The sequence below is a fragment of the Saccharopolyspora antimicrobica genome (genome assembly GCF_003635025.1).
Lineage (GTDB): Bacteria > Actinomycetota > Actinomycetes > Mycobacteriales > Pseudonocardiaceae > Saccharopolyspora > Saccharopolyspora antimicrobica.
Map to the genome: position 1 here is coordinate 3,493,069 of NZ_RBXX01000002.1, position 26,984 is coordinate 3,520,052.

Below are 26,984 nucleotides of genomic sequence, written 5' to 3' on the forward strand. Positions count from 1 at the left end.
CCCGGGATGAGTGGTGCTGTTCGCCGGCGGGTCCGCGCGTCGGCGGGTTCGAGGGAGGACGCGATGCTCGGAGTGTGGACACCGGACCAGATCCGCGCCGCGGAGCAGCAGCTCTTCGCGCGGACGCCGGAGCCGGTCGTGATGCGCCGCGCCGCTCACGCGGTGGCCGTCCACACCGCGCGCGTGCTCACCGAGGTCACCGACGGCGTCGCGGGCCGGCGGGTCGCGCTGCTCGTCGGGGCCGGGAACAACGGCGGCGATGCGCTGTGGGCCGGAGCTTTCCTGCGCCGGCGCGGTGTCGGCGTCACGGCGGTGCTGCTCGCGCCGGAAAAGGCGCACGCCGCCGGGCTCGCCGCGCTGCGACGCGCGGGTGGCCGGGCGGTTCCTGCTGAGGGCGCCAGCGCGGACACCTCGGGCATCGGTGCCGAGGCGGCGGATGCCGTTGAGCGGGCCGACGTGGTGATCGACGGGATCGTCGGGCTTTCCGCGCGCGGATCGCTGCGGCCGACGGCGGCCGAGCTGGTGCGCCGGGTGTCGGTGCCGGTGGTCGCCGTCGACCTGCCCAGCGGCGTCGATCCGGTGACCGGTGCGGTCGACGGGCCGGTCGTCCAGGCCGACCTCACGGTGACCTTCGGCGGCCGGAAGCCGTGCCACGTGCTGGGTGCGGGCGCGGTGTGCTCGGGCGAGGTCGAGGTGGTCGACATCGGGCTCGACGACCACCTGCCGGCGCCGGAGCTCCGCGTGCTGCGGCCCGCCGAGATCGGTGCCGACTGGCCGGTGCCGGGCCCGTCCGACGACAAGTACAGCCAGGGCGTGGTCGGCGTCGCCGCTGGTTCGGCCACCTATCCCGGCGCCGCCGTGCTGGCCAGCGGGGCCGCGGTGCAGGCGACCGCGGGCATGGTCCGCTACGCGGGCCCGGCCGCCGACGTGGTGCGCTCGCGCTGGCCGGAGGTGGTGGCGACCGGCTCCGTCGGCGATGCCGGGCGGGTGCAGGCGTGGGCGGTCGGGCCGGGGATCGGCCTCGGCGCCAGTGGCCGCGACGTCCTGCAGCACGTCCTGGAGTCCGGGCGGCCGGTCTGCGCCGACGCCGATTCGATCACCCTCCTGGCCAACGACCCGACGCTCTGGGACGCGCGGGACCCCGACGTGCCGCTGGTGCTGACGCCGCACGCGGGCGAGTTCGCCCGGCTGACCGGGCAGGAGCTGGGCCCGGACCGGGTCGCGGCGGCCCGCGAGGTCGCCGCGCGCTTCGACGCCGTGGTGCTGCTGAAGGGCAACACGACGATCATCGCCGCGCCGGACGGCCGCGTGCTGGTCAACGACGCGCAGCACGCCTGGCTCGCCACGGCGGGCTCCGGTGACGTCCTGACCGGCTTGATCGGAGCGCTCCTGGCCAGCGGCGTGGAGCCCTGGCTGGCCTGCGGTTACGCGGCCCACGTGCACTCCCTGGCCGCGGACCTGGCCGCGCACGGCGAAACCGACGACCCGACCGAGCCGGGTGCCCCGATCGGAGCGTCCGCGCTGCTCGAAGCGGTCCCCCTGGCGATCCGCAAGATCCGCCGAGCAGCCCTGGCCTGATGACGCCGCGCGCCCGTGCCCGGCCGTTCGGGGCGGGCAGTACGCGGATGGGGGCGGGCGGCTGTGTGCGACGATGACCGTGCCATGAGTGACCAGCCCGTGCACCGCGCCGACCTGCGCATCGACGTCGGCGCGATCCGCCACAACGTGAGGGTGCTCTCGGCGCGTGCCCGCGAGTCGGGTGCCCGCACGATGACCATCGTGAAGTCCGACGGCTACGGCCACGGCGCGGTGACCGTCGGGCGCGCAGCGCTCGAATCCGGCGCCGACTGCCTCGGCGTCGCTTCCCCCGGCGAGGCGCTGCAGCTGCGCGCCGCCGGCATCACCGCTCCGGTGTTCTGCTGGCTCTACGTCGTGGACGAGGACTTCGCGCCCGCGATCGCCGAGGACGTCGAGCTGTCCGCGTCGTCGCTGGAAGTGCTCCAGCGGATCGAGGCGGCGGCGACGGCCCAGGACCGCATCGCGCGGGTGCACCTCAAGATCGACACCGGGTTGTCCCGCAGCGGCTGCCCGGCCGAGCTCTGGCCCGCGCTGGTGGAAGCCGCCGCGAAGGCCGAGGCGGGCGGGCACGTCGAGGTCGTGGCGGTGTGGTCGCACCTGGCCTGCGCCGACGAGCTCGACCACCCCTCCATCGACGAGCAGGCCGAGCGGTTCCGGCGCGCGCACGAGCAGGCGCGCGCGGCGGGCCTGAACCCGATCCGCCACCTGGCCAACTCCGCTGCCGTGCTCACCCGGCCCGACCTGCACTTCGAGCTGGTCCGCCCGGGCATCGCGGTGTACGGGCTGGACCCGGTGCCGCAGGACGGCGACCACGGCCTGCGCCCGGCCATGACGTTCCGCTCCTCGGTGGCGCTGACCAAGCGCATCGCGGCGGGCGAGAGCGTCTCGTACGGGCACACCTGGACGGCGGACCGCGCGACCGGGCTCGCGCTGGTGCCGGTCGGCTACGCCGACGGCGTGCCGCGCACCCTGTCCGGCCGGATGTCGGTGTGGCTGGCGGGCGAGCGGCGTCCGGTCGTCGGCCGGGTCTGCATGGACCAGCTGGTGGTCGACTGCGGCGACGACGAGGTCCGCGAGGGCGACGAGGTCCTGCTGTTCGGGCCGGGCGACCGCGGCGAGCCGACGGCGGCGGAGTGGGCGGACGAGATCGGCACCATCCACTACGAGATCGTCACCGGCATGTACCGGCCGCGGGTGACGCGCACGGTCGAGGACGACCTGGAGGCACCATGAGCCTCCGCCCGGCTGCCGACTTCGCGCGGAATCGACTCCGTTTCCACTGCTCAGGTGCCGTGAGCGGTTATAGCACCGCGAAGTACTCACGAGCCGTCACCTGCGGAAGCGGCGCCGCTCTCGTGCCGTCCGGCGCCGGGCCTTCGCGGTTGGAGGCGGCGTGAAACCCGTCTGGCAGGCGCTGGCCTGGACGAGCGGTGTGCTGGGTGCCGCGATCACGGGCGCCGCGGTCGGCGTCGTCGCGCACAGCACCAGAGCCGCCGCGAAGCGCAACCCGGACGATCCGCACGCCGATGAGCCGCTGGGCAGGCTCCGCGCGGACCGGCAGTCCACCGTGGCCGCCGATGACGGAGTTCCGCTGGCGGTGCAGGAGATCGAGCCCGCCGACGGTGGTGCGCCGGAGCTGACCGCGGTGCTGGTGCACGGGTTCGCGCTGGACTCCCGCTGCTGGCACTTCCAGCGCCGCGACCTGCCCGAGCTCACCGACCCGCGGGTCCGGCTGGTGCTGTTCGACCAGCGCAGCCACGGCCGTTCCGGGCACTCCTCCAAGCGCAACAGCACGATCGAGCAGCTCGGCCGGGACCTCGACGCGGTGCTGCGGGCGACGGCGCCGAAGGGGCCGATCGCGCTGGTGGGGCATTCGATGGGCGGCATGACGATCATGGCGCTGGCCGAGCAGCGCCCGGAGCTGTTCCGCGACCGCGTGCGCGCGGTGGGGCTGATCGGGACGGCGGCCGATTCGGTCGGCGCGGCGGGACTGCCCCGCACCTGGCTGTCGCGGATCAACCCGGTGCCGCGCGGGCTGGCGCTGCTGTCCAGCGTTCAACCCGACCTGGTGGAGCGAACCCGGCGGGTCGGCGACAAGATCACCTGGAGCCTGATCCGCTCGCTGGCGTTCGGGGACCGCGCGATCTCGCCCGCGGTGGTGGACCTGATGGCGGAGATGATCGGCGCCACCACGGTCGAGGTCGTCACCGACTTCCTGGAGACGATCGGCCTGCACGACCGCAAGACCGCGCTCGCCGCGCTGCGGACCTGCGAGGTGCTGGTGCTCAGCGGCGACGCCGACCGGGTCACCCCGTTCTCGCCGCACGCCGAGGTGCTGGCCGCCGAGCTGCCGGACGCGGTGCTGGTGCGCGTCGAGGGCGCGGGACACCCGGTGATGCTGGAGCGGCCGGAATTGGTCACCGAGCAGTTGACCGCACTGCTGCGCAGGGCGGTCGGGAAGTGAGTGCTGCGTTGCGGACTGCGGAGTTCCCGGAGGAATCCGACACGCTGGAGTTCGGCCGGCGGCTGGGCGCGGTGCTGCGCGCCGGTGACCTGGTCCTGCTGGACGGCCCGCTCGGCGCGGGCAAGACGGTGCTCGCGCGGGGGATCGCGGCGGGGATGGGTGTCACCGGCAGGGTGACCTCGCCGACGTTCGTGATCGCGCGGGTGCACCGGCCGGAGTCCGGCGACGGCCCGGTCCTGGTGCACGTCGATGCCTACCGGCTCGGCGGGCTGGACGACATCGACGACCTGGACCTGGACACCGATCTCACCGAAGCCGCGGTCGTGGTGGAGTGGGGCGAGGGCCTGGCCGAACGACTCGCCGACAGCCACCTGATGCTGCGCATCCGGCGTCGCCCCGACGACGTCCGCGAGATCACCCTGGAGCCGCACGGCGAATCCTGGGACGCGCGGGTCGCGGAGTTGCTCGGCCGGTGACCGAGTTCCTGGCGGGAATCCCCGGACCGCTCGCGCTGATCGCCGCGATGGCCGTGCTGTTCGCCGAATCCGGCCTGCTGATCGGTGTTTTCCTGCCCGGCACGGGCACCGTGCTGGCGATCGGCCTGCTGGCGGGCGGCGGTGTCGTCGAGGTGTGGCTGGCCGCGGTCTGCGCCTCCACCGCGACGGCGCTGGGCTGCCAGCACAGCTTCTACCGCGGTCGCCGCGGCGGCCTGCTGCGCCGGGAAATGGTGAAACGGCTGGGCGAGCAGCGAGTTGCGCGCCTGGAGTCCTCACTGGACGGACGCGCCGAGGTGACCGTGGCGGTGTCGCAGTGCTTCGCGGCGGTGCGCACCCTGGTGCCCAGGCTGGCGGCCCGCACGGAGATGTCCCACCTCCGCTTCACCCTCTGCAACCTGCCGGTCGCCATCGCCTGGGCGACGACCCTGGTCCTCCTCGGCGCCTGGTCCGGCGACGCCTACGACCGGGTGGAGACCATCGCAGGCCTGGCCGGACTCCCGGTCCTCCTGCTGGCCGCAGCGGTAGCGGTGACGATCTGGTGGCTCCGCCGCAAGAACCGCCTCCGTGCCTGACCCCCGCCCGTGAGTACTTTGTGTCGCTATAGCGCCACAAAGTACTCACGGGTGCTGAACAGCGGAAACCTTACTGGATGCGGGCGGCGGTGCCGGTGACGCGGATCCGGTCGTGGTCGGCTGCGACCTCGACGTCGAGGATGCTGGGGCGGCCCATGTCGAAGCCCTGGTGGATGCGGAAGGCGGTCGGCGGGGTGACCAGGCCGAGGTGCTTGAGGTAGCCGCCGAACGCCGCCGCGGCCGCGCCGGTCGCCGCGTCCTCGACGACACCGCCCGGCGGGAACGGGTCACGCGCGTGGAAGAGCTCGGGGCTCTCGCGCCAGACCAGCTGCAGCGTCGTCCAGTCCTGGTCGGCCATCAGCTTGCCGAGTCGGTCGAAGTCGTAGGACAGCGCCGCCAGCTTCTCCCTCGTGGACACCGCCAGGACGAGGTGGTCGTTGCCACCGAAGGCGATGCGCGGCGGCAGGTCCGGGTCGAGGTCATCGCCGCTCCAGCCGAGCGCCGCCAGCGCCTCGTCGAGGATCGCGGGTTCGACGTCGCGGACCGAGGTGGGCACGCTGGTCAAAGTCGCGGTGGGCCGGCCGGAGCCGTCGACCTGGGTGTCCACTGTGATCAGTCCGGCGCGGGTGTGCAGGTCGATCCGGCCAGTGCCGTCGCGTTCGGCGAGCGCGACGGCGGTCGCGATCGTGGCGTGCCCGCAGAACGAGACCTCCGCCTTCGGGCTGAAGAAGCGGATGTCGTGCTCGCGCTCACCGCGCGGGAACACGAACGCGGTCTCGGAGTACCCGACGTCCGCGGCGATCCGCAGCATGTCCGCATCGGACAGCCCCACCGCGTCGAGCACCACTCCTGCGGGGTTACCACCGTTGGGATCGCTGCTGAACCCCACCAACCGCTGGACCCGTTCCGCCTCTCCGCGATCCACAGTGGTGGTTGCGTCCAGCTGGATCTCGCGTTTCGCGGTTTCTTGTGGCTGGGTTGCGTCACGGTCCCCTGAGGTGCGGTTGCGCGGGGCTGAGGTTGGCACGAGGTCGCTCATGCCGCTTCCAGCGCAAGGGGCTCACGGCATATTCCCAGGTCGAATTCCCGGTATTCCCAGTGGGGTCAGGCGCTGTTGCTGACGCTGAGCTCCGCGGCGAGGTCCTTGGCCAGGCGCTGCATCAGCGGGATGACCTCGTCCGTCGAGATGCGGGTCATCCGGCCCTCCGGGCCGCTGATCGAGATCGCCGCGCCTGCCGGGGCTCCCGGCACCGCCACCGCGTAGCAGCGGACGCCGACCTCCTGCTCGCCGTCGTCCAGCGCGTAGCCCTGCTGGCGGACGCGGGCCAGCTCCTCGTGCATCGACTCGACGGTGACGATGGTGCGCTCCGTCTGCGGGTGCATCGTGGTGCGGGACAGCAGCTGGGTCACGGTGTCCGGCGGCATGGTGGCCATCACCGCCTTGCCGACCGCCGTGGCGTGCGCGTCGACGCGGCGGCCGACCTCGGTGAACATCCGCATCGAGTGCTGCGAGGGCACCTGCGCGACGTAGACGATCTGCTCGCCGTCGAGCACCGCCATGTTCGAGGTCTCGCCGGTCGCCTCGGTGAGCTCGGCGAGGTAGGGACGGGCCCAGGAGCCGAGCGCGCGGCTGGCGGTCTCGCCGAGGCGGATCAGCCGCGGGCCGAGCGCGTAGCGGCGGGACGGCTGCTGCCGGGCGTAGCCGTTGCTCACCAGGGTGCGGATGATGCGGTGGATCGTCGGTAGCGGCAGGCCGGACTTCTCGGCGAGCTCGGACAGGGCCACCTCACCACCGGCATCGGCCATGAGTTCCAGCAGCTCGAAGGTGCGTTCGACCGACTGCACCCCTCCGCCCTGGCTTGCCCGCTGCGGGCCAGTGGTCATCGCAGAACTCCCTCTTCACACCTCGGCCTGCGCCGAAGTCTAGTCCGTGATGGGTGCTACAGCTCATGTTGCTTCGAACGCTATACGGAAACTAACATCCACGATGCAGAAAAACATTACGGGCGTACCGCAAGCGGAACGGCCGTCGCGCAGCCTCGGGTGCGCGTCAGTCCGCCACGCGGCAAGGTGAGCCATCAGCCACCGTCTGGAACCCGGCAGCAGAAAGAGGTGGACTTCTCATGTCCGAAACGGCAGCAGGAGTGCAGGTCGTCGGCGGCGCCGTCGAGCGCGGGGACGAGATCCTGACCAAGGAAGCGCTCGAGTTCGTGGCCGGTCTGCAGCGCGCCTTCGGCGCTCGTCGCGACGAGCTGCTCGAGCGTCGCAAGCAGCGTCGCGCGGAGGCCAGCGCCAAGGGCCGGCTGGACTTCCTGGAGGAGACCCGGCACATCCGCGAGGGCGACTGGCAGGTGGCCGCACCGCCCGCCGACATCGCCGACCGCCGCGTCGAGATCACCGGCCCGACCGACCGCAAGATGGCGATCAACGCGCTGAACTCCGGCGCCAAGGTCTGGCTGGCCGACCTCGAGGACGCCAACACGCCGCACTGGCGCAACGTCGTCTCCGGCCAGGTCAACCTCTACGACCTGGTGCGCAAGCAGATCGAGCTGGTCACCGAGAAGAAGACCTACAAGCTGCGCGACGACGTCCAGCACGCGGTGCCGCTGGTGCGCCCGCGCGGCTGGCACTTCGACGAGAAGCACGTCCTGGTCGACGGCAAGCCCGCGGTCGCCGCGCTGGTCGACTTCGGCCTGCACTTCTTCCACAACGCCAAGGAACTCCTCAGCCGCGGCAGCGGGCCGTACTTCTACCTGCCGAAGATGGAGAGCCACCTCGAAGCGCGGCTGTGGAACGACGTGTTCACCCACGCCCAGCAGGAGCTCGGCGTCCCGCACGGCTCGGTGCGCGCCACCGTGCTGATCGAGACCTACCCGGCCGCGTTCGAGATGGAGGAGATCCTCTACGAGCTGCGCGACCACTCCGCGGGCCTCAACGCCGGCCGCTGGGACTACCTGTTCAGCGTCATCAAGACCTTCCGCGACTCCGACAAGTACATCCTGCCGGACCGCAACGCGGTGACCATGACCGCGCCGTTCATGCGCGCCTACACCGAGCTGCTGGTGCGCACCTGCCACAAGCGCGGCGCGTTCGCCATCGGCGGCATGGCCGCGTTCATCCCGACCAAGGACGACTCCAACGCCGCCGCGATGGAGAAGGTGCACGCGGACAAGAAGCGCGAGGCCGGCGACGGCTTCGACGGCTCCTGGGTCGCGCACCCGGGCCTGGTGCCGATCTGCTTCGAGGAGTTCGACGCGGTGCTGGGTGACAAGCCCAACCAGATCGACCGCACCCGCGACGAGGTCCAGGTGACCGCCGACCAGCTGCTCGCGGTGGCCGAGACGCCCGGTGAGAAGACCATCGAGGGTCTGCGCGCCGCGGTCGACGTGGGTGTCCGCTACATCGTGTCCTGGCTGGGCGGCAACGGTGCGGCGGCGATCCACAACCTGATGGAGGACGCGGCGACCGCGGAGATCTCCCGGTCGCAGATCTGGCAGTGGCTGCACAACGACGTGGTGCTGGCCGGCGGCGAGCGGGTCACCTCCGACCTGGTGCGCGAGACGCTGGCCGACACCGAGAAGCAGCTGCGTGCCGAAGAGGGCTTCCCGGTCGAGAACCTGGGCCGGGCGGTCGAGCTGTTCGAGCAGGTGGCGGTGGCCGACGAGTTCGTCGACTTCCTGACGCTGCCCGCCTACGAAGAGATCGACTGATCGAACTGCGGCTTTCCGACCTCGTTCTGCGTGGCGGTGCAAGTAGCGGAACCTCAGACGCCGCCTGGCTGCGGGATCCCGTTCCGATACACGGCGAACGGGCTTTCCTCGCCAAGAGCCCACAGTCTGGGCGGGCGCAGTCTGAGAACCCGCGGCGGTGCGAGTTGCGGGGGTGGGTTGTGCGCCTGCGGCGCATGCGATACCTCCGGGACGGTGCCGGTCGTGCGTCGCGGCTGCTGATCAGGATGAAAAGCCGCACTGCGGTGACGCGGGCCGTGCTCCATCCGGGGGCGTGCGGTCCGCGTCACCGCAGCCGAGCTGGGCAGCCGGGGACGCCTCCCGGCTGCCGGACCGAAGGGAGCGCAAGTGGCCAGAACCTCGCTGGAAACCGCCGAGGTCAACCGTCGGCTCGCCCGGCTTTCCGCCGTGGACGAGCACATCGCCGCCACCTATCCGGGTGCGCGTGCGGTCCGGCAGCCGGTGCACACCTGCTACGTGCCGGCGAACAAGGTCGACGCCGACACGGTTCGGCTGTGGGAGCGGGAGGCGCTGGCCGCGCTCGACCGGGACGCGGCCCGGCCGGAGGACCTGGTCGACATCCTCGGGATGGACCCGGAGATCGCGCGCGCCGTGCACCCGCGGCTGCGCGCCAAGCTGCAGAACTCCCCGCTGGAGGACCTGCGCATCGACTTCGAGGACGGCTACGGCAACCCCGGTGACGAGGCCGAGGACGCCGAGGCCGAGCGCACCGCCGGAGTGGTCGCCGACTGGCTGCGCGAGGGCGCGGCGCCGGCGAACTTCGGGCTGCGGGTCAAGTCCTTCGACACCCCGCAGCTGCGCGCCCGGTCGGTGCGCACGCTGGACGTCTTCCTCACCGCGCTGCTGCGGCAGCACGGCAGCCTGCCCGAAGGGTTCGTGCTGACCTTCCCGAAGGTGGTCGACGTCGCGCAGGTGGAGGTGTTCGTCGAGTTCCTCGGGCTCTTCGAGCAGCAGCTCGGCCTGCCGGAGCGGTCGCTGGGCTTCGAGATCCAGGTGGAGACCACTCAGTCCATCGTGGACTCCGAGGGTCGTCTGGCGCTGCCGCGCTTCCTGCGCGCGGGCGACGGCCGGGTCACCGGCCTGCACTTCGGCACCTACGACTACACCGCGGGCTGCGGCCTGACCGCCGCGCACCAGCACCTCGCGCACCGGGCCTGCGACTTCGCGCGCCACGTGATGCAGGTGTCGGCAGCGGGCACCGGCGTGTTCCTCTCCGACGGCTCGACGAACGTCCTGCCGGTCGGCGACCAGGTCCGCCACGGCTGGCGCACGCACTACGACCTCACCCGCCGCTCCCTGGAGCACGGCTTCTACCAGGGCTGGGACCTGCACCCGGCGCAGCTGGTGACCCGCTACGCGGCGGTGTTCGCGGCGTTCCGCGACTCGGCGCCCGCGGAGGCGGCCCGCCTGTCGGCGTACGCCTCGGCCAGCGGCGGAGCGGTCCTGGACGAGCCGGCGACGGCCCGCGCGCTGGCGGCGTCCTTCGTCCGAGCCCTGGACAACGGCGGCATCGACGCCGCCGAGGTCAAGGACCTGACCGGCCTCTCGGAAGCAGAGGTCCGCAAGCTCGGCCGACTCTGATCGAACGGTGAAGGGCGCCTCCGACCCCCCCGGGCCCTGAGGCGCCCTTCATGCTCGATCAGTCGCCGTGGGTGGCGGCGTAGGGACGGGTGCTCGTCGGGTCGTCGACGTCGGCTTCGACACCGACGATGAGCAGGCGGCCGTCGAGGACGGCCCCGGCGTAGGTGTTCAGGTACTTGCCCTCCGACGGCGCCGGGGCCGGCACCTTCTGCCAGCTCGTTCCGTCGTACCGCAGGACGTAGGGGCTCTTCTCCACCGAGTAGCCGACCGCCCGGAGCTCGTCCCCGACCTGGACCACGTCGTTGAGCTGGCCCAGTTCGTCGGGCACCGGCGCGAGCGACCACCGCGTCCCGTCCCAGTGCGCCGCGACCGGGCGCCGGTCGATGTTGCCCGGGTGCTGGTAGCCGACCGCCCAGACGTCGTCGGGTGCGAGCGCGTGCACGTCCCGCAGCTGCACGTGCATGCCCGGGATCTCGACCAGCGGTTGTTCGTCCCAGCGCTCGCCGTCCCAGTGCAGGAGCAGGCCGCCGAGCTTGCCGTCCGGCCCGAGATCGGTCGGCTTCGCCCCAGCCACCCACACGTCGTTCGGCGAGGTGCCGCTGATCCCGATCAGTTCGGAGCGGATGCCCAGGTCCGGCAGCGCGATCTCGTGCCACGCCCGGCCGTCCCAGTGCTGGACCGAGGACCTGGTCTGCCTGTTGTCGCTGCGCCAGCCGAATCCCGTGTTCCACACCTCCTCGGCCCCGAAAGCGGTCACGCCGGACAGCGAGGTGCTGTACTCCGGCTGCGCGACGATCGGAACTTCCCGCCACTCCGCGCCGTTCCAGTGCATCGAGGTGCCGTCGCCGACCGCCCAGACGTCGTCGCGGCTGACCACGCTGGCGGCGTTGATCCGCCCGATGTCGGGCGTCGGGACCTGCTCCCAGCCCTGCTGACCTCGGCGGAATGCCAGCGAGTGGTGCTGGTGGTCGGCGTCGTTCGTGATCCCGAACGCCCATGCGGCGTCGTCGCCGACCGCGGCGGTGTGCAGGACCCCGTCGTCCTGGAGCTGCGGGAAGTGTTCTTCCGACCAGCTGCCGGCGGCGGACGCGGGGTGTGCCAGCAGGAGCGCGGTGGTCGCGACCGCTCCCGCGATGGTCAAGTGCTTCAACGAGTTCCTCCTCCAGAGGGTTTCACCGAGTTATCCGCACTGGAGCGGAAAAGGGTTCGCGTGACCGCAATTCGCGCTGGACCGGCGCGAGGCGCTCGCGCATCATCGGCCGCATGACCGTCATGCGGGTGGGGACGTGCCAGTTCCCGGTGAGCGCGGACATCCGAAGCAACGCCCGGCACATCGCACGGCAGCTGCGCGTGGCCGAGCAGCGGGGCCGGACGTGGCCCACTTCCCGGAAGGCGCGCTGTCCGGGTACGCCGGGGTCGACTTCGGCGGCTTCGACTGCCGAACGCCACAACGACCTGGGCATCGCCGATCCGGTGACTCCGGTCGTGGCCGACTTCGACGTCAACATCAACGGTGCGATCCGGCCCTATCCCGTGCTCAACAGCGGGGACTTCGTCACCGCCACCACCAGGTCGATCACCGACCCCGCGCTGCGCTCGCTGATCCCGGTGGGCGCCATCGACCAGCTGACCCACGCCGATGACGCGCTGATCAACTTCTCCGGGTGGCCCCGGGCCCTGGCCGGGAGCTACCGCTCGATGCTGCGCGGATCTGCGGAGTGATCTGAGCCGAACGATCGCTGCTCGGGCGGTGGGCGGGGATTTCACGTCGGTACTGCTGAGTTCGCGGCGACTGCACCGGGTTTCGCGACCGCCGCGCCGATCGTCCGTAGTTCGCGAATTGGGGGCGGGCGGTGGCCGGACCGGCTAACGTCGACGCAGCGGACTCGTGACTGGAGGATCTCCATGGCAGACAACGACATCGTCGCCGCGCTCGCCGATCGGCTGGGCAAGAACCAGATCTTCGGCGAGCCCGTGCAGCAGGGCGACACCACGCTGCTGCCGGTGGCGAGCGTCCACATCGGGGGCGGCCACGGCGTGGCGGTGCGCCCGGCCGGGGCGTTCGCGGTCTCGGCGGACGGCTTCGTCGCCTGGCATCCGGCGGTGAGCGTGAACCGGATCGTCTGGGGCGGTCAGCTCGCGCTGGCCGCGGTGCTGGTCGCCGTCGCGATCGCCTTCCGCCGCAAGCGCTGAACCGCTCACCCGGCGAAAGCGGGACGCAGCCGGTCGAAGGCGCGGTCGAGCGCTGCCAGGCGGTTCGCGTCGTTGCGCTGCGACTCGCGCGCTGCCGTGTCCAGAGCTGCCGTCGCCGCGTTGGTCAGCAGGTCGGCGGTGAAGGCGTCGAGTTCGGAGCGCTCGCGCAGCACGTCGGCGACGTCTTGGCGCCACTGCTCCCGCTTCTGGTGGAACCGGGCGCGCAGCGACTGCGTTGACTCGATGAGCTGCAAGCCGGTCAGTTCTCGTTGCGAGGACTGGATCTTCTCCGCCCACTGCCGCAGCACCGCGTGCAGGCACTCCCACGGCGAGCGGTCCGCGGGCTGAGCGCGCAGCTCCGCCACCACCTGCTCGCCGACCGCGTCGATCCCGCCGAAGACCACGTCCTCCTTGGCCGGGAAGTACCGGAAGAAGCTGCGCTTGGTCATGCCCGCGGCACGGGCGATCTCGTCCACGGTGGTGTCGTCGAAGCCGTTCGCGAGGAACAGCTCCAAGGCCACTTCGGCTATCTCCGCGCGGACCGCACGGCGCGTTCGCGCCCGGAGCCCGTCCGTACCACTAGCGCCAGTCACGCACCCCAGGCTACTTTGTGACACCAGATGACACAACGGTCATCAAGTGACACGTGGAGGTGGGCATGCGGGGCAAGACGGTTCTCGTGACCGGAGGCACCGGCGGCATCGGCAAGGAGACCGCGCGCGGACTGGCGCGACTCGGGGCCGAGGTGATCCTGGTCGGGCGCGACGGTGGCCGGGCGAGCGCGGCGGTCGCGGAACTCCGCAGCGACACCGGGAATCCGCGCATCGAGGCGCTGCTCGCCGATGTGACCAGCCAGGACGATCTCCACCGGCTGGCGTCGCAGGTCGGCGACCGGGGTGCTTTGGACGTCCTGATAAACAACGCCGGAATGGTCAAGGAACGGCGGGAACTGACCGCGGACGGTGTGGAAACCGCGTTCGCGGCCAACGTCCTGGCCCCGTACCTGCTCACCCGCCTCCTGATGCCCGCGATGGGCGGTTCCGGGCGTGTCGTCAACATCGCGGGTGGGGTCCCGCGCGGCGGGATAGCGCTGGACAACCTGCAGGGGGAGAAGTCCTACGCGGGACTCCTGCACTACAACCAGACCAAGCTCGCGCTGATGGCGATGAGCCGCGCGTTCGCCGAGCAGGTGCGGGAACCCGGCATCACGATCAACGTCGCCTATCCCGGGCACGCATACACCGACATGAACAAGGCCTTGCCCACCAGCGCTTATCCACTCGTGTCCCGGCCGATCGTCCCGCTGCTGCGACGGTTGATGCCGGTGCTCTACGGCGGCGCGGCGATCGGGCGCGCGGCTGCCTCCAGCGTTCACCTGGCATCCGATCCCGGCGTCGCCGAGGTGCACGGGGCCTACTTCAACAGCAAGGCACAACGCGCACCGTGGCCCGCTGCAGTCCAAGACCGGCGCAACCGCGAGGCGATCTGGGCGCTCTGCGCCGAGCTCACCAGGTGAGTCAGGTGTCGATCGTCGCCGGGTTCATGCCGGACCAGGCGATCAGGGCTGTTGCGACTTCTTCCACCGACGGGCGGGATTCCGGGCTCGGGGCCAGGCAGGCGTCGATGGTGCGGGTCAGCGCCGCGGGCAGGCGGCGGTGGGTGCGCAGCGGCGCTGCGGTCCGGTCGCGCTGCGGGTAGTAGCGGGTTCCGTTCTCGCTGTGCTCGCGGTGCGAGACCTCCGCCCACGGCGTGGTGCCGGACAACGCCTCGTACAGCGTGATCCCCAGGCCCCACGTGTCGGCAGCCGGTGTCATCCGCTCGCCGGCGGCCTGCTCCGGCGAGAGGTAGTCGAACGTGCCCGCCGAGCTGCGCTCGCCGATGCGGCAGCTCAGGCTCAGGTCGAGCAGCACCGCCCGGCCGCCCACCGCCACGATGTTGGACGGCTTGACGTCCAGATGCACCCAGCCCCGGCCGTGCAGGTAGGTCAGCACCGAGCACAGCTGGATGCCCAGCACCGCGGCGTCGATCGGCCGCAGCCTGCCGTGCTCGTCGATCAGGTAGGCCAGCGTGTGACCGGGCAGGGTCTCGGTGATCACCGCCGGCCGCGCCGGCTCCTCGGTCTGCACGATCTCGTAGCCGCGCACCAGGTGCGGGTGCGTGAACTGGGTCAGCAGCACGCCCTCGTTGCGCAGCCAGCCGACCGCGCGCTGGTCCTCGGCGCGTTCCGGGCGGACCGTCTTGGCGACGCAGCGGCAGGAGCGCTCCTCGCTCCACACGTCGTAGACGTCGAGGCGGCTGCCCCGGCGCAGGTGGTCGACGACCCGGTACCCGGGCGCGAGGAGATCACCCGGTGCCAGCGGGGCTTCCGGGCTTCCCCACTCCTGGTCCGGTTCGCCGTAGTAGTACGAGCTCAACGAGTCGATCAACACCGCGCTGATCAGCTGTGGCTGCGACGGCGGTAGTGGCCGCGGCTGCTGTCGTAGCGACGGCGGCGGTGGTCGTCGCTGCTGTCCCGGCGCCGGTAGTCGTCACTGCTGTCCCGGCGGCGACGCCGGTGATCGCTGCTGTCGTAACGGCGGCGGCGGTGATCGTCGCTGGAGTCCCGGCGCCGGTGGCCGCTGCTGGAGTGGCTGCGGCTGTGGTGCTTGGCCGGGGACACCATCTTGAACAGCTTGGAGAGGTCCATCGCTCCCACGCTCCCGGATCGCTCTGCGGCCGCGCACCAACGCGCGGCCCTGTGATCATTGTCCCGGGATTCCGGCCCGCGGTCGAGGAGTTTTGGCCGTTTCGTGGGTATGACCGGCTGAAGATCGCCAGTGGTAATAGCCAGTGCTGCGAACGGCCCGCTCTCGCCGGAGAACGGGCCGTTCTCCGATCACATCGGCTGCTGGACGGCGGCCTGGGCGTCGACGATGCCGTAGCCGTACAGCGGGGTGAACAGTCCGCGAGCACCGACCAGCGGCGTGCGGGCCGAGCGCATCAGCGCCTGCTCGATGCCGTCGGCGTCGCGTCCTTGCGCGCCGAGCAGCGCCGCGACGCCCGCGACCTGCGGGGCGGCCATGGAGGTTCCGGCGAGCGAGTCGTAGTCGCTCTGCCCGCAGTCCGGCGAGCCCGCGCCGCGCGGAACCGGCGCCCAGACATCCCCGTCGCAGCCCTGCAGCGAGGAGCCACCAGGCGCGGCAACCGCTTTGGTGTCCAGCTTCAGGCCGAGGTTGGAGTACACCGAGTGCAGCTCGGCCGGGTCGGTGGCGGTGACGCACAACGCGCCGGCCTCCCACGCCGGGGTGCCGCACAGCGGCGCGGTCTCGTTGCCCGCGGAGGCCACCACGACCACGCCCTTCTCCCGCGCGTAGGCGATGGCGTCCTTGGTCTCGGGCGTCAGCCCGATCAGCGTCAGCAGCTGCGCGCCGGGGATGGCGCCGAGGCTGAGGTTGATGACGTTCGCGCCGTTGTCGGCCGCCCAGCGGACGCCCGCGCCGATCTCGGCGAAGCTGCCGGAGCCGTCCTCCAGCGCCTTGACCGGCATGATCCGCGCATCCGGCGCGACCCCGGCGATGCCGATCCCGTTGCCCGTCGCAGCCGCCGCGATGCCCGCGACGTGCGTTCCGTGGACGTCGGCGGGCTGCCCGACGCCGTCCACCCCGAGCCAGTCGCCGTTGCCGCACGGCGCCGGGCGCTCACCGCAGCCCGCGAAGGTCGCACCCGGCACCAGCTTGCCCGCCAGCTCGGGGTGCCCGAGGTCGACGCCGGTGTCCACCACGGCGATGACCTGGCCCGCGCCGGTGCTGGTCGCCCACGCCTCCGGCGCCCGCAGCTGCGCCAGCCCCCACTGCTTCTCGCTGAGCGGATCACCGGCCTGCTGCGCGGTGGCGGTCGTGTGGGCGGCCAGGACCGACAGTCCGACCAGCCCAGCGGTCAGCAGTGCCCGAATCCGCATCGCGTCTCCCAACTTCAGCGCATCATTCGCCGGATCAACGATCCCGACGCTTCCTCGATGCGCCCGAACTGGAAGAACGGCCGTTCGCAGCAACGGTTTCGGACGACCGGAGCACGCGGAGGGCGCCTCCCGCCGACTCGGCGAAAGGCGCCCTCCACTTCCTCACCGGTTCAGGGCGGGGTCAGTGCACGGACTCCGATGAGGAGCCCTTGGGGGAGTTGCGGGGTTCCGGGACGGCGGTTTCGCCCGGGGTGGTGGCGATGACCGCGACCGTGTCGCCGCCGACCGTCTCCTCGGTGCTCGCCGACTTCTTGCGCCAGGCGTTGAACAGCATGTTCAGCAGCAGGGCCGCGATGCAGCCGGTGCTGATGCCCGAGTCGAGCACGGTGCGCAGCGCGGACGGGAAGTGCTCGTAGAAGTGCGGCGAGATCACCGGGACCAGGCCGATGCCCAGCGCGCCCGCCACGATCAGCGAGTTGAACGGGTCGCCCAGGTCGGACTTGCCCAGCGTGCGGATACCGCTGACGGCGACCGAACCGAACAGCACCAGCGCGGCACCACCGAGCACCGGCTGCGGCACCAGCGAGACGATCGCGCCGACGACCGGGAACAGGCCGAGCAGCACCAGCACACCACCGGCGGTGGCGACCACGTACCGGCTGCGCACCCGGGTCAGCGCCACCAGGCCGATGTTCTGCGCGAAGGCGCTGCAGGTGAAACCGCCGAACACGGCGCTGAGCGCGCTGCCCGCACCGTCGGCGCGCAGGCCGGCCGCGATGGTCTCCTCGTCGGCGGGCCGGTCCACGATCTCGCCGAGCGCGACCATGTCCGCGGTGGTCTCCATCATCGCCACCAGCATCACGATGCAGATCGAGATGGTCGCCGTCAGGTCGAACATCGGCGCGCCCAGCGCGAACGGCGTGGGCAGGTTGAACACCGGCGCCGATTCGATGGTGGTGGTGTTGATCAGACCCATGGGCCAGGCGATCAGGGTGCCCACGACCAGGCCGATGAGCAGCGCGATGCGGTTCCAGAAGCCCTTCAGGAAGCGGTTGAACAGCAGCACCAGGGCGAACGTCGCGCCGCCGAGCGCGATCTTCTCGGGCGCGGCGTAGTCGGGAGCGCTGGAATCGGTGCCGGTGATCCACTTGATGCCCACCGGCATCAGGGCCAGCCCGATCAGCGTGATCACGGTGCCGTTGACCACCGGCGGGAAGAACCGCACCATGCGGGAGAAGTAGGGGGCGATCAGGAAGGCCAGCAGGCCCGCGATCAGCACCGAACCGTAGATCACCGACAGCGAGTGCTGCTGCCCCTGCTGCGCGACGATGGCCAGCATCGGCGCGACCGAACCGAACGTGACGCCGTTGACGAACGGCAGCCGGGCACCGATCTTCCAGATGCCCAGCGACTGCAGCATGGTGGCCAGGCCCGCGGTGAACAGGCTCGCCCCGATCAGCAAGGTCATCTCGATCGGCGGCAGGCCCATGGCCTCGCCGACGATCAGCGGTGGCGCCACCACGCCCGCGTACATCGCGGCGATGTGCTGGACGCCGTACGCCATCATGCGTACCGGGGGCATCACTTCGTCCACCGGGTGGACGTCGCTGGGTTTTCCGTTCCGGGTGCCGCGGTTGCGACGGATCTTGAAGAGGGCCATGGTGACTCCTGGGCCGCAGGGTCAGATCAGGTCACTATCAATGCCGGGAATTTTCTACTTGTTGCCGGGAAATCACATTTCGTTCCACAGTGGACCTGTGGGTCTTCCGGGCTGCGCGCCCGAAGTCCGGGTAGCAGCAGGGGCCACCAGGTGATACCCCCGGTGGCCCCTAAGGCTGAGGATCGGCGGTGATCCTTCACGACCTCCGCTGCTGAGAGGTCGGAGTGGTGCTACGCGATTTCAATTGAAATCACGTGTGCGATTTCAATTGAAATCGCGTCGATCAGAACTGCGGGAGGCTGTACCAGGCCTGCGGGGCCTCGTCCACGTCGTCGCGCTTGACGACACCCTCGATGAGGCCGTAAGGACGGTCCGCGGCGAAGAACACCTCGTTGTTGTTCTCCAGGCCGCAGTAGTCCAGGTCGACCAGGAAGTGGTGCTTGTTCGGCAGCGACAGCCGGACCTCGGCCACCTCCGGGTGCTTCTCCATCGCGGCCTTGCCCATCTCGTACAGGCTCTGCTGCAGCGCGAGGCTGTGCGTGGTGGCGAACGCCTCCAGCATGGTGGCCCGGATCGACTCGAAGCTCTTGCCGAAGTCCACGTCGGTGTGGAGGTAGCGCCAGCGAGCGGTCACCGCGGTGGCCAGGATGCGGTCGTTGGTCTCCGACAGCGTCGTGTACTTGTCCTTGGGGTAGCCCCAGAACTCCGAGCCGGTGGACTTGAGCACGATCAGGTCCTTGAGCCCGGACACCACGTGCGCCTGGTCGCCGTCGATGGTGACCGCGGTGGTGCGCTTCTCGTCGGTGGAGCGGGCGAAGGAGTGGTCGTGGCCGGTGCCGCCGACGGGGATGCGCTCCCAGCTGTACTCGTCGATGAGGATGCGCGCCCCGGTGATCCCGTCCGCGGTGCCGACGAAGTGCCGGCCCAGCCGCAGCGCGAACTCCTCGATCTCGCCGATCGGCGCTTCCTTGGCGAAGGCGTAGACCGTGTTCTTCTGCGTGTCGGTCGGCAGCACGTTGCCGTTGTCGCCGGTCAGGTGCGCACCGTCGAGGTCACCGCGCAGCGAGGAGCTGACGTTGAGGTCCTTGATGGTGTGCCGCGGGGTGTCCCGGTTGACCGAGACGATGCGGACCTCGGCCTTGCCGTACTGGTTGGGGCCCATGACGATGCCCATGAGGTGATCAGCTCCCTCGGTAGGTGGAAAAGGCGAACGGGCTCAGCAGAATCGGAACGTGGTAGTGCTGTTCGGGATCGGCGATCCGGAAGGTGATCTGCACCTGCGGGTAGAACGACGCGGTGCCCTGGCCCTCGAAGTACGCGCCGGTGTCGAAGGTGAGCCGGTAGTCCCCGGCGGCCAGCCGCTCCGGCCCCAGGTCCTTGATCCGGCCGTCGTCGTCGGTGCGCCCGTCGGCGACGGCCGCCCACCCGTCGCCGTCGGCGGCCTCCAGCCGGATCGCGACGCCGACGGCGGGTTTGCCCCGCGCGGCGTCGAGCACGTGCGTGGTGACGGCACTCATCCTTCGATCACCTTTGCCAATCTCAGACGTGCGATCTTGCGGAGTTCGTCCTCGACGATCCGCAGCTCGGTTTCCGGCTCGTTGTCCAGGCGGGAGTGCAGGACCTCCAGCAGCTCCGCGCCGCTGCGACCGCTGGCGCAGACCAGGTAGACGTGCCCGAAGCGGCGCTCGTAGGCCTCGTTGCCCTCGCGCAGCGCGCGGGCCAGCTCCGCGTCGTCGCCGACGCCGGCCTGCTCGTTGCGGGAGAAATTCGCCGAGGTACCCGTGCCCTGCGGCCGGTCGCCGATGCGGGGGTGCGCGGCCAGCGCCTGGTCGAGCTCCTCGCGGGTCAGCGCCGGTGCGGCGGCGTCGGCGGCCCGGTAGACCGCGTCGTCGTCGGCGAACGGGCGCTGGTCGGCGATGTCGGCGGCCCAGCGCGGGATGTCCAGGCAGGCGAGCAGCTGCTCGACGAGTTCCGCGCGGGGCAGGCCGTTGAGCCGGTCCGGTCGGGTGGTTGTTGACATCGCAAACTCTCACAGGATGTGGGCGGCCCCGGAAGGTTTTCCGGGGGAGTCAGGCGGCGGACGTGACGTCCGAGCATGCCTGGGCTGTGCTGCGGCTGCTGCTCAGAGCTTCGGTGCGGCAAAAGCTACGACTGCGTTGCGCCAAGTGTCAACACTTTGTTGAAAAATCCTGATGGAGCGTTGTGCGGACAGCACAATCCGAGCGGTTCGGGCAGGTCGAAGTCGTGTCTGTTTCGCCCGTTTTGTCGCCATCTGTGGGTCGAGGTATCCGCAAGGTGTTCGATGGGGCCGTGAGTGTTTCGGGGTGCTGTAGCCCCTCAAAACGCTCACGGAACCGGGCGAGGGCCGATGCCGATTTCGCGCGGAAGCGTCACTCCGCACGCGTGCGGCGCGGCGATTTCGCGCGAACTCGCCGCGCCGTGGACCCGGTCGGCCGTCGAGGCGGCCCGGCGGCGTCAGTTGCGGTCGGCCTGCTCGCGGTTGAGGTAGTTGTAAACCGTGAAGCGGCTGACGCCGAGCGCCTTGGCCACCGTCTCGACGGACTTGCGCATGTTGAACGCGCCGCGCTCCTCCAGCAGGCGCACCGCGCGCTGCTTGTCCGGGCGCGGCAGGTCCGGCAGGTGGCCGCCGAGCTCGGCCTCGACGGCGCGGATGATCCGGTCCAGGGCGCTGGTCAGCTCCTCGCCGGGCAGCCGCACGGCCACCGCCGGGGCGTCTTCCCAGTACAGGACGATGTCGCCGGGCCTGCTCTGGTCGGCGGGCACGGCGGTGCCGCCGATGTGCTCCAGCAGCGGGGCGATCGCGTTGGCGAGCGGATGCACGCTGACCAGCCTAAACCTGGTCGCCGTCGGCTTCGTCGACGGTCACCTGCAGGGTGATCCGGTTCGCACCCGTGTCCAGCACGGTTTCGACGACGCTGGCCAGCGCGGGCAGCAGGATCTCCCGCTCGCCGGTGATCGAGGTGCCCAGCGGGCCGAAGTCGGGCTCCAGGCCGGCGGCGCGCAGGCAGTCGCGGGCGGCCACGGCGTGCGCCGGTGGCTCGCCCTCGCCCTCGAAGGGCTCGGTGGTGAACTCAGCTCGCAAGATCATGGTGCGACCTCCCTGCTCGCACCGTAGTCGGTGCCGATCTCCGCGCTGCGCCGCGTAGTTCGTGACCCGCGGGTAACTCCAGGGGGGCCGTTGACCGGCTTGACGACAGTCGCTAATCTATCGCTGTACGAAACAAGACTTCCGCATCGCGAAATCTTCGATCTGATGCGAAATCTCCGAAACTTCTCCCGAGGGGGTGCCCATGGATCCGAACCGGTACGAGGTCAACCTCTCGATCCTGTTCACCGAACTGGACGTGCTGGACCGGCCCGCGGCCGCCAAGGCCGCCGGTTTCGACGCGGTGGAGTTCTGGTGGCCGTTCCCGGAAGCGGTGCCCGCCGACCGCGACGTGGACCGGTTCGTGCAGGCCGTCGAGAACGCCGGGGTCTCCCTGGTCGGCCTGAACTTCTTCGCGGGCGACATGCCCGCCGGTGACCGCGGCGTGCTCTCCAACCCGGACCGGGCGGGCGAGTTCGCCGACAACGTCGACGTCGTCGTCGGCATCGGCGAGCGCCTCGGCTGCCGGGCCTTCAACGCCCTGTACGGCAACCGGATCGACGGCGTCGACCCGGCCGCGCAGGACCAGGTCGCCACCGAGAGCCTGCTGCGCGCCTCCAAGGCGGTGTCGCGCATCGACGGCACGGTGCTGATCGAGCCGGTCAGCGGCATGCCCGCCTACCCGCTGAAGACGGCCGCCGACGCCATCGCGGTGATCGACCGGGTGCGCGCCGCGGGCGGCGACGACAACCTCCGCCTGCTGTTCGACATCTACCACCTGGTGGTCAACGGAGACGACGCGGATGCGGCGCTCGACGCGCACGCCGCGGCCATCGGGCACGTGCAGATCGCCGACGCCCCGGGCCGCAACGAGCCGGGCACCGGGGAGATCGACTTCGACCACTTCTTCACCAAGCTCGACGCCAAGGGTTACCGCGGATACGTCGGCCTGGAGTACAAGCCAAGCGGAGCCAGCGCGGACAGCTTCGGCTGGATCAAGCGCTGAAGAATGCCTGGTTCCAGACTCGTTCTGCGTGGCGGTGCGGGTGGCGGAACCTCAGACGCCGCCTGGACTGCGGGATCCCGTTCTGATGTACGTCCGATACACGGCGAACGGGCTGTCCTCGCCAAGAGCCCAGTCTGGGCGGGCGCAGTCTGAGAACCCGCGGCGGTGCAAGCGCCGTAGGTGGGCTAAGCGGCTGCGCCGCTTCAAAGACAGAAAATCAACGAACTGGCTCCGAGCCAACGGAGGTAACTCCATGAGCAAGGTCGGATTCATCGGGCTGGGGATCATGGGTGGCCCGATGGCGGCCAACCTGGTCAAGGCCGGCCACGAGGTCGTCGGCTACAACCGCAGCCAGGCCAAGGTCGACAAGCTGGTGGCCGACGGCGGCAAGGCCGCGGCCACCGCTGCCGAGGCCGTGCGCGACGCCGACATCATCTTCACCATGCTGCCGGACTCGCCGGACGTCGAGGCCGTCGTGCTCGGCGAGGACGGCGTGCTGGCCAACGCCAAGTCGGGTGCGCTGCTCATCGACTGCAGCACCATCCGCCCGGACGTCTCCCGGCGGGTCGCCGAAGCCGCCGCGGAGAAGGGCGTGCGCGCCCTGGACGCGCCGGTCAGCGGTGGTGAGCCGAAGGCCATCGACGGCACGCTGTCCATCATGGTCGGTGGCGACGCCGACGCCTTCGCCGCCGCGCAGGACGTGCTCGGCGCGGTCGGCACCACGATCGTCCACGTTGGACCGTCGGGCGCCGGGCAGACCGTGAAGGCCGCCAACCAGCTCATCGTGGCGGGCAACATCGGTCTGGTCGCCGAAGCGCTGGTGTTCCTGGAGGCGCACGGCGTGGACACCGAGGCCGGGCTCAAGGTGCTGGGCGGCGGTCTCGCCGGCAGCACCGTGCTCAACGCCAAGGGCGACAAGATGCGCGGCCGGGAGTTCGCGCCCGGCTTCCGCCTCGAACTGCACCACAAGGACATGGGCATCGTGCAGGCCGCGGCTCGCGACGCGGGCCTGACGATCCCGCTCGGTTCGCTGGTGAGCCAGCTGGTCGCCGCGGCCGTCGCGCAGGGCGACGGCAAGCTCGACCACTCCGGTCTGCTCAAGCAGATCACGCAGCTCAACGGACGCGACTGAGCCCGAAGACCGCGGTGCTGCACGGAGAATCCCTCGTCTCCTGCGGCAGATCCCGTGCAGCACCGCCACTTACCAGGTAAACGCACGTGAGCGTTTCAGGGTGCTATAGCGCCCCGAAGCACTCACGGAGCCTGAGCAGCGAGAACGGCCGCGCAGCAGCGGTCGGCAGCAAGACGGTCACGGGTCGGCGGTCCAAGCGCCGCCAAGCAACCAGAACCACCGACCCGTTCCCAACAAGGTGCGCGCAGCACCCGAGAGGAAGTCTTACACCATGGCCAAAGTCCCTGTCATGCAGGCCGTCGTCGACGTGCTCAAGTCCGAGGGCGTGGACATCACCTTCGGCTGCCCCGGCGCCGCGATCCTCCCGCTGTACGCGGCGATGGAGGACAGCGGCATCGAGCACCTGATCGTCCGCCACGAAGAGGGCGCCACCCACATGGCCGACGGTTGGGCCCGCACCAACGGCAAGGTCGGCGTGGCCATCGGCACCTCCGGGCCGGCCGGCACCAACATGATCACCGGTCTCTACACCGCGATCGCCGACTCGATCCCGATGCTGTGCATCACCGGCCAGGCGGTCTCCAGCAAGCTGCACCAGGAGGCCTTCCAGGCGGTCGACATCGTCGACATCGCCAAGCCGGTCACCAAGTGGGCGGTGCAGGTCAAGGAGGCCGCGCAGGCGCCGTGGATCTTCCGCGAGGCCTTCCGCATCGCGCGCTCCGGCCGCCCCGGCCCGGTGCTGATCGACCTGCCGCTGGACGTGCAGAAGCAGGAGATCGAGTGGGACCCGTCGCTGGACGCCCCGCTGCCGATCGCGGCCGTCGAGCCGCACCTGCCGCGCGTCGAGCGTGCGCTGGACATGCTGCTGGAGTCCGACCGGCCGCTGATCCTCGCCGGTGGCGGCGTGATCCTCGGCGACGCCCACGAGCAGGTGCGCGAACTGGCCGAGCTGCTCGGCGTCCCGGTGCAGATCACCCTGATGGGCAAGGGCTCCTTCCCGGAGGACCACGAGCTGTTCGCCGGCATGACCGGCATCCAGACCAGCCAGCGCTACGGCAACCAGTCGTTCCTGGAGGCCGACCTGGTGCTGGCGCTGGGCGCCCGCTTCGGCGACCGGCACACCGGTGCGCTGGACACCTACCGCGGTGACCGCAAGTTCATCCACGTCGACATCGAGCCCACCCAGATCGGCAAGGTCTTCGGTCCGGACCTGGGCATCGTCTCGGACACCAGGCTGTTCCTGGACGCGCTGATCGACGCGGCCCGCAAGCGCAACGCGAGCAAGGACTTCTCGGCGTGGGTGGCCAGGGTCGGCGTGCTCAAGCAGACCCTGACCCGCCCGGACGACTACGACACGGTGCCGATCAAGGCGCCGCGGGTGTACCGGGAGATCAACCAGATCTTCCCGCCGGAGGCGTACTTCGTCACCGCGATCGGGCTCTACCAGATCTGGGGCGGCCAGTTCCAGACCGCGCACCTGCCGCGGCACTACCAGGTGTGCGGCCAGGCCGGTCCGCTCGGCTGGGAGATCCCGGCGGCGATCGGCGTGAAGTCGGCGAAGCCGGACGCGGAGGTCGTCGCGGTGGTCGGCGACTACGGCTTCCAGTTCCTGGTCGAGGAGCTGGCGGTGGCCGCCCAGTACGACATCCCGTTCGTGATCATCATGCTGAACAACGAGTACCTGGGCCTGATCCGCCAGGCCGAGGGCGACGCGTTCGGCATGAAGACCGAGGTCGACATCCACTACGACGACCACGGCACGGACAACGTCAAGATCATGGAGGCCTACGGCTGCTCGGGCCGCCGCGTGTTCGAGCCGTCCGACCTGGCCGACACCATCGAGTGGGCCCGCAAGGAGGCGGTCGCGACGAGCCGCCCGGTCCTGGTCGAGGTCATGATCGAGCGAGAGGCGAACACGGCGCGAGGCATCCGCATCGACGCCATGATCGAACCGGAACCGGTCCCGAACGCCTGAACGACTGTTCCTCGGTCGCCTTGCGAGGCGGCGCGGGTAGCGGTGCAAGTGCCGTGCGTGGACCAAGCGGCTGCGCCGCTTCGAAAAAAGAAGAACGAAGTCGGAGGCAGGTTCTCCGATTGGACTCGGGGTGCGTTGGCGCTGTTCGGCCCGATGGGAACCGGGCCGAGCGGTCCTGTCACACACTCACGCACCCCGTGCGGGGCCACCAGGGCAGCCCCGCGAGGGGAGCGCTCGCCGGAACGCGCGGTGGTGTTCCGGCGAGCGCCTTCCCCACTTTCCCCAGACGGGGTCCTCGGGTGGAATATCCGATGACCCTCGGTGTTCCCCGCCGAGCACGTGCCGGGCGTCTCGGCGGGGGCACCACCACCTGCACAACAGGAGTTCGCCTTGCCTGGACCCGTCCTGATCGCGCCGGACAAGTTCAAGGGTTCGCTGACGGCGCCGGAGGTGGCCGCCGCGGTGGCCACCGGCCTGCGCCGGGCCCGGCCCGAAGTGGAGGTCCGGTCGGCACCGGTTGCCGACGGCGGTGACGGCACCGTCCAGGCTGCGGTGGCCGGCGGGTACGTGCCGATCCCGGTCCGCGTCGCGGGGCCGGTCGGCGAGCCGGTGGACACCGAGATCGCGGTGTTCGACGACACGGCGGTGGTCGAGCTGGCATCGGCCTCCGGGCTGGCGCTGCTGGACCCGGACGAGCTCGCCCCGCTGGCGGCGTCCAGCGAGGGCACCGGCGAGGCGATCCTGGCGGCGCTCGACGCGGGCGCGCGAACCGTGGTGCTCGGCGTCGGTGGCAGTGCGTGCACCGACGGCGGCGCCGGAATGCTCACCGTCCTGGGGGCGCGGGTTTTGGATGCTGCGGAGCACCCGTTGCCCCCAGGCGGTGGACCACTGTCCCGCGTGGCCTCGGTGGATCTCTCCGGTCTCGACCCGCGGCTGGCGGAGACCGAGGTGATCCTCGCGTCCGATGTGGACAACCCGCTGCTCGGCGAGCGCGGCGCGGCGCACGTCTACGGCCCGCAGAAGGGCGCCGACCCCGATCAGGTGCGCTTCCTCGACGACGCCCTGGCGAACTGGTCGCGCGCGGTGCTGGCGGCGGGCGGCCGCGACGTGGCGGAGCAGCCGGGTGCCGGCGCGGCGGGCGGTGTCGGCTACGGCGCCCTCGCGGTGCTCGGAGCCCGCATGCGCCCGGGCGTGGACGTCGTCCTGGAGCTGATCGACTTCGACCGCCAGCTGGCCGGAGCGGGCCTGGTGATCATCGGCGAGGGCTCCATCGACGAGCAGACGCTGCACGGCAAGGGCCCGGCCGGGGTGGCCGCCCGAGCCCGCGCGGCGGGCGTCCCGGTGGTGGCGATCGCCGGTCGCTCGGAGCTCTCCCCGGAGCGCCTCCGCGAAGCGGGCATCGAAGCGGTCTACACCCTCACCGACATCGAACCGGACCCCCAGCGCTGCATCCGCGAAGCGGCGACCCTCCTCCCCGAACTGGCCGAGCGCATCGCCGTCGAACACCTGAAGTCGTGAGCGGCGACAAGGCCCC

27 protein-coding genes are annotated in these 26,984 nt (G+C 70.8%); 14 read left to right on the forward strand and 13 right to left on the reverse strand.

Annotated features, from left to right (window positions below; all coding sequences use genetic code 11):
• Positions 1 to 63 precede the first annotated feature (63 nt).
• The 5 genes from ATL45_RS17080 (at position 64) to ATL45_RS17100 (ending at position 5,111) form a co-directional block, all read left to right on the forward strand.
• A complete protein-coding gene (locus tag ATL45_RS17080) occupies positions 64 to 1,578 on the forward strand; it encodes an NAD(P)H-hydrate dehydratase (protein WP_093155136.1) in 1,515 nt (504 codons plus the stop codon).
• An 84-nt stretch (positions 1,579 to 1,662) separates the two neighbouring features.
• Positions 1,663 to 2,811 carry an alanine racemase gene (alr, locus tag ATL45_RS17085; protein WP_093155134.1) on the forward strand — a complete coding sequence of 383 codons (1,149 nt, stop codon included), beginning with the start codon at positions 1,663 to 1,665 and terminating at the stop codon, positions 2,809 to 2,811.
• Positions 2,812 to 2,971: 160 nt separating this feature from the next.
• On the forward strand, positions 2,972 to 4,042 hold the full coding sequence (locus tag ATL45_RS17090; protein ID WP_093155133.1) for an alpha/beta fold hydrolase: 1,071 nt from the start codon (positions 2,972 to 2,974) through the stop codon (positions 4,040 to 4,042).
• The gene (gene tsaE, locus ATL45_RS17095; RefSeq protein ID WP_246025393.1) at positions 4,039 to 4,518 is read left to right on the forward strand and encodes a tRNA (adenosine(37)-N6)-threonylcarbamoyltransferase complex ATPase subunit type 1 TsaE; all 480 of its coding nucleotides are present in this window, start codon (positions 4,039 to 4,041) and stop codon (positions 4,516 to 4,518) included. Before ATL45_RS17090 ends, tsaE begins: the two co-directional genes overlap by 4 nt.
• On the forward strand, positions 4,515 to 5,111 hold the full coding sequence (locus ATL45_RS17100) for a DedA family protein (RefSeq protein WP_093155130.1): 597 nt from the start codon (positions 4,515 to 4,517) through the stop codon (positions 5,109 to 5,111). Before tsaE ends, ATL45_RS17100 begins: the two co-directional genes overlap by 4 nt.
• Positions 5,112 to 5,181: 70 nt before the next feature.
• Here ATL45_RS17100 and ATL45_RS17105 read toward each other — a convergent pair whose 3' ends face one another.
• Complete coding sequence (locus tag ATL45_RS17105; RefSeq protein ID WP_246025394.1) at positions 5,182 to 6,036, reverse strand: PhzF family phenazine biosynthesis protein; 855 nt, start codon at positions 6,034 to 6,036, stop codon at positions 5,182 to 5,184.
• A 179-nt stretch (positions 6,037 to 6,215) separates the two neighbouring features.
• Positions 6,216 to 6,995 (reverse strand): IclR family transcriptional regulator, encoded by a 780-nt coding sequence (locus ATL45_RS17110; RefSeq protein ID WP_093155127.1) that lies wholly within the window; start codon positions 6,993 to 6,995, stop codon positions 6,216 to 6,218.
• 239 nt (positions 6,996 to 7,234) lie between these two features.
• Here ATL45_RS17110 and aceB point away from each other — a divergent pair, with 239 nt between their 5' ends.
• Complete coding sequence (aceB, locus tag ATL45_RS17115) at positions 7,235 to 8,821, forward strand: malate synthase A (RefSeq protein WP_093155125.1); 1,587 nt, start codon at positions 7,235 to 7,237, stop codon at positions 8,819 to 8,821.
• Between the two features lie 366 nt (positions 8,822 to 9,187).
• On the forward strand, positions 9,188 to 10,441 hold the full coding sequence (locus tag ATL45_RS17120) for a DUF6986 family protein (RefSeq protein ID WP_093155124.1): 1,254 nt from the start codon (positions 9,188 to 9,190) through the stop codon (positions 10,439 to 10,441).
• 58 nt (positions 10,442 to 10,499) lie between these two features.
• Here the strand turns inward: ATL45_RS17120 and ATL45_RS17125 are convergent, their stop codons facing one another.
• Positions 10,500 to 11,591, reverse strand: a complete 1,092-nt coding sequence (locus ATL45_RS17125; protein WP_093155122.1) for a hypothetical protein — start codon at positions 11,589 to 11,591, stop codon at positions 10,500 to 10,502.
• 113 nt (positions 11,592 to 11,704) lie between these two features.
• Here ATL45_RS17125 and ATL45_RS17130 point away from each other — a divergent pair, with 113 nt between their 5' ends.
• Both ATL45_RS17130 and ATL45_RS17135 read left to right on the forward strand, forming a co-directional pair.
• Entirely contained in the window at positions 11,705 to 12,163 is a 459-nt protein-coding gene (locus ATL45_RS17130; RefSeq protein ID WP_093155121.1) for a hypothetical protein, read from the forward strand.
• A 183-nt stretch (positions 12,164 to 12,346) separates the two neighbouring features.
• Positions 12,347 to 12,634 (forward strand): hypothetical protein, encoded by a 288-nt coding sequence (locus ATL45_RS17135; protein ID WP_093155119.1) that lies wholly within the window; start codon positions 12,347 to 12,349, stop codon positions 12,632 to 12,634.
• Between the two features lie 5 nt (positions 12,635 to 12,639).
• Here the strand turns inward: ATL45_RS17135 and ATL45_RS17140 are convergent, their stop codons facing one another.
• Positions 12,640 to 13,227, reverse strand: a complete 588-nt coding sequence (locus ATL45_RS17140; RefSeq protein ID WP_093155118.1) for a TetR family transcriptional regulator — start codon at positions 13,225 to 13,227, stop codon at positions 12,640 to 12,642.
• Between the two features lie 65 nt (positions 13,228 to 13,292).
• On the opposite strand from ATL45_RS17140, the gene ATL45_RS17145 reads away from it, so the two are divergent.
• Positions 13,293 to 14,150 carry an SDR family NAD(P)-dependent oxidoreductase gene (locus tag ATL45_RS17145; RefSeq protein WP_093155116.1) on the forward strand — a complete coding sequence of 286 codons (858 nt, stop codon included), beginning with the start codon at positions 13,293 to 13,295 and terminating at the stop codon, positions 14,148 to 14,150.
• A 1-nt stretch (position 14,151) separates the two neighbouring features.
• On the opposite strand, the gene ATL45_RS17150 is transcribed toward ATL45_RS17145, so the two are convergent.
• The 9 genes from ATL45_RS17150 to ATL45_RS17190 form a co-directional block, all read right to left on the reverse strand.
• Positions 14,152 to 15,063: a serine/threonine-protein kinase gene (locus ATL45_RS17150; RefSeq protein ID WP_093155115.1), complete on the reverse strand. Its 912-nt coding sequence runs from the start codon at positions 15,061 to 15,063 to the stop codon at positions 14,152 to 14,154.
• An 8-nt stretch (positions 15,064 to 15,071) separates the two neighbouring features.
• Entirely contained in the window at positions 15,072 to 15,320 is a 249-nt protein-coding gene (locus tag ATL45_RS17155) for a hypothetical protein (RefSeq protein ID WP_177242008.1), read from the reverse strand.
• A gap of 189 nt (positions 15,321 to 15,509) precedes the next feature.
• Complete coding sequence (locus ATL45_RS17160; RefSeq protein WP_093155113.1) at positions 15,510 to 16,571, reverse strand: S8 family serine peptidase; 1,062 nt, start codon at positions 16,569 to 16,571, stop codon at positions 15,510 to 15,512.
• A gap of 181 nt (positions 16,572 to 16,752) precedes the next feature.
• Positions 16,753 to 18,231, reverse strand: a complete 1,479-nt coding sequence (locus ATL45_RS17165; RefSeq protein ID WP_170210263.1) for a nucleobase:cation symporter-2 family protein — start codon at positions 18,229 to 18,231, stop codon at positions 16,753 to 16,755.
• A 283-nt stretch (positions 18,232 to 18,514) separates the two neighbouring features.
• Entirely contained in the window at positions 18,515 to 19,405 is an 891-nt protein-coding gene (pucL, locus tag ATL45_RS17170; RefSeq protein ID WP_093155112.1) for a factor-independent urate hydroxylase, read from the reverse strand.
• Positions 19,406 to 19,412: 7 nt separating this feature from the next.
• Positions 19,413 to 19,748, reverse strand: a complete 336-nt coding sequence (gene uraH / locus ATL45_RS17175; protein WP_093155110.1) for a hydroxyisourate hydrolase — start codon at positions 19,746 to 19,748, stop codon at positions 19,413 to 19,415.
• Positions 19,745 to 20,251, reverse strand: a complete 507-nt coding sequence (gene uraD, locus ATL45_RS17180) for a 2-oxo-4-hydroxy-4-carboxy-5-ureidoimidazoline decarboxylase (RefSeq protein WP_093155109.1) — start codon at positions 20,249 to 20,251, stop codon at positions 19,745 to 19,747. Before uraD ends, uraH begins: the two co-directional genes overlap by 4 nt.
• A 455-nt stretch (positions 20,252 to 20,706) precedes the next feature.
• Complete coding sequence (locus ATL45_RS17185) at positions 20,707 to 21,072, reverse strand: helix-turn-helix domain-containing protein (protein WP_093155107.1); 366 nt, start codon at positions 21,070 to 21,072, stop codon at positions 20,707 to 20,709.
• Positions 21,073 to 21,082: 10 nt separating this feature from the next.
• Positions 21,083 to 21,340 carry a thiamine-binding protein gene (locus ATL45_RS17190; protein WP_093155106.1) on the reverse strand — a complete coding sequence of 86 codons (258 nt, stop codon included), beginning with the start codon at positions 21,338 to 21,340 and terminating at the stop codon, positions 21,083 to 21,085.
• Between the two features lie 202 nt (positions 21,341 to 21,542).
• On the opposite strand from ATL45_RS17190, the gene ATL45_RS17195 reads away from it, so the two are divergent.
• From ATL45_RS17195 to ATL45_RS17210, 4 genes are all read left to right on the forward strand, one after another.
• Complete coding sequence (locus tag ATL45_RS17195; RefSeq protein ID WP_093155104.1) at positions 21,543 to 22,343, forward strand: hydroxypyruvate isomerase family protein; 801 nt, start codon at positions 21,543 to 21,545, stop codon at positions 22,341 to 22,343.
• Positions 22,344 to 22,596: 253 nt separating this feature from the next.
• The gene (locus ATL45_RS17200; protein ID WP_093155103.1) at positions 22,597 to 23,475 is read left to right on the forward strand and encodes a 2-hydroxy-3-oxopropionate reductase; all 879 of its coding nucleotides are present in this window, start codon (positions 22,597 to 22,599) and stop codon (positions 23,473 to 23,475) included.
• Between the two features lie 271 nt (positions 23,476 to 23,746).
• Positions 23,747 to 25,450: a glyoxylate carboligase gene (gene gcl / locus ATL45_RS17205; RefSeq protein WP_093155102.1), complete on the forward strand. Its 1,704-nt coding sequence runs from the start codon at positions 23,747 to 23,749 to the stop codon at positions 25,448 to 25,450.
• Between the two features lie 390 nt (positions 25,451 to 25,840).
• Entirely contained in the window at positions 25,841 to 26,968 is a 1,128-nt protein-coding gene (locus tag ATL45_RS17210; RefSeq protein ID WP_093155101.1) for a glycerate kinase, read from the forward strand.
• The last annotated feature ends 16 nt before the right edge of the window (positions 26,969 to 26,984 follow it).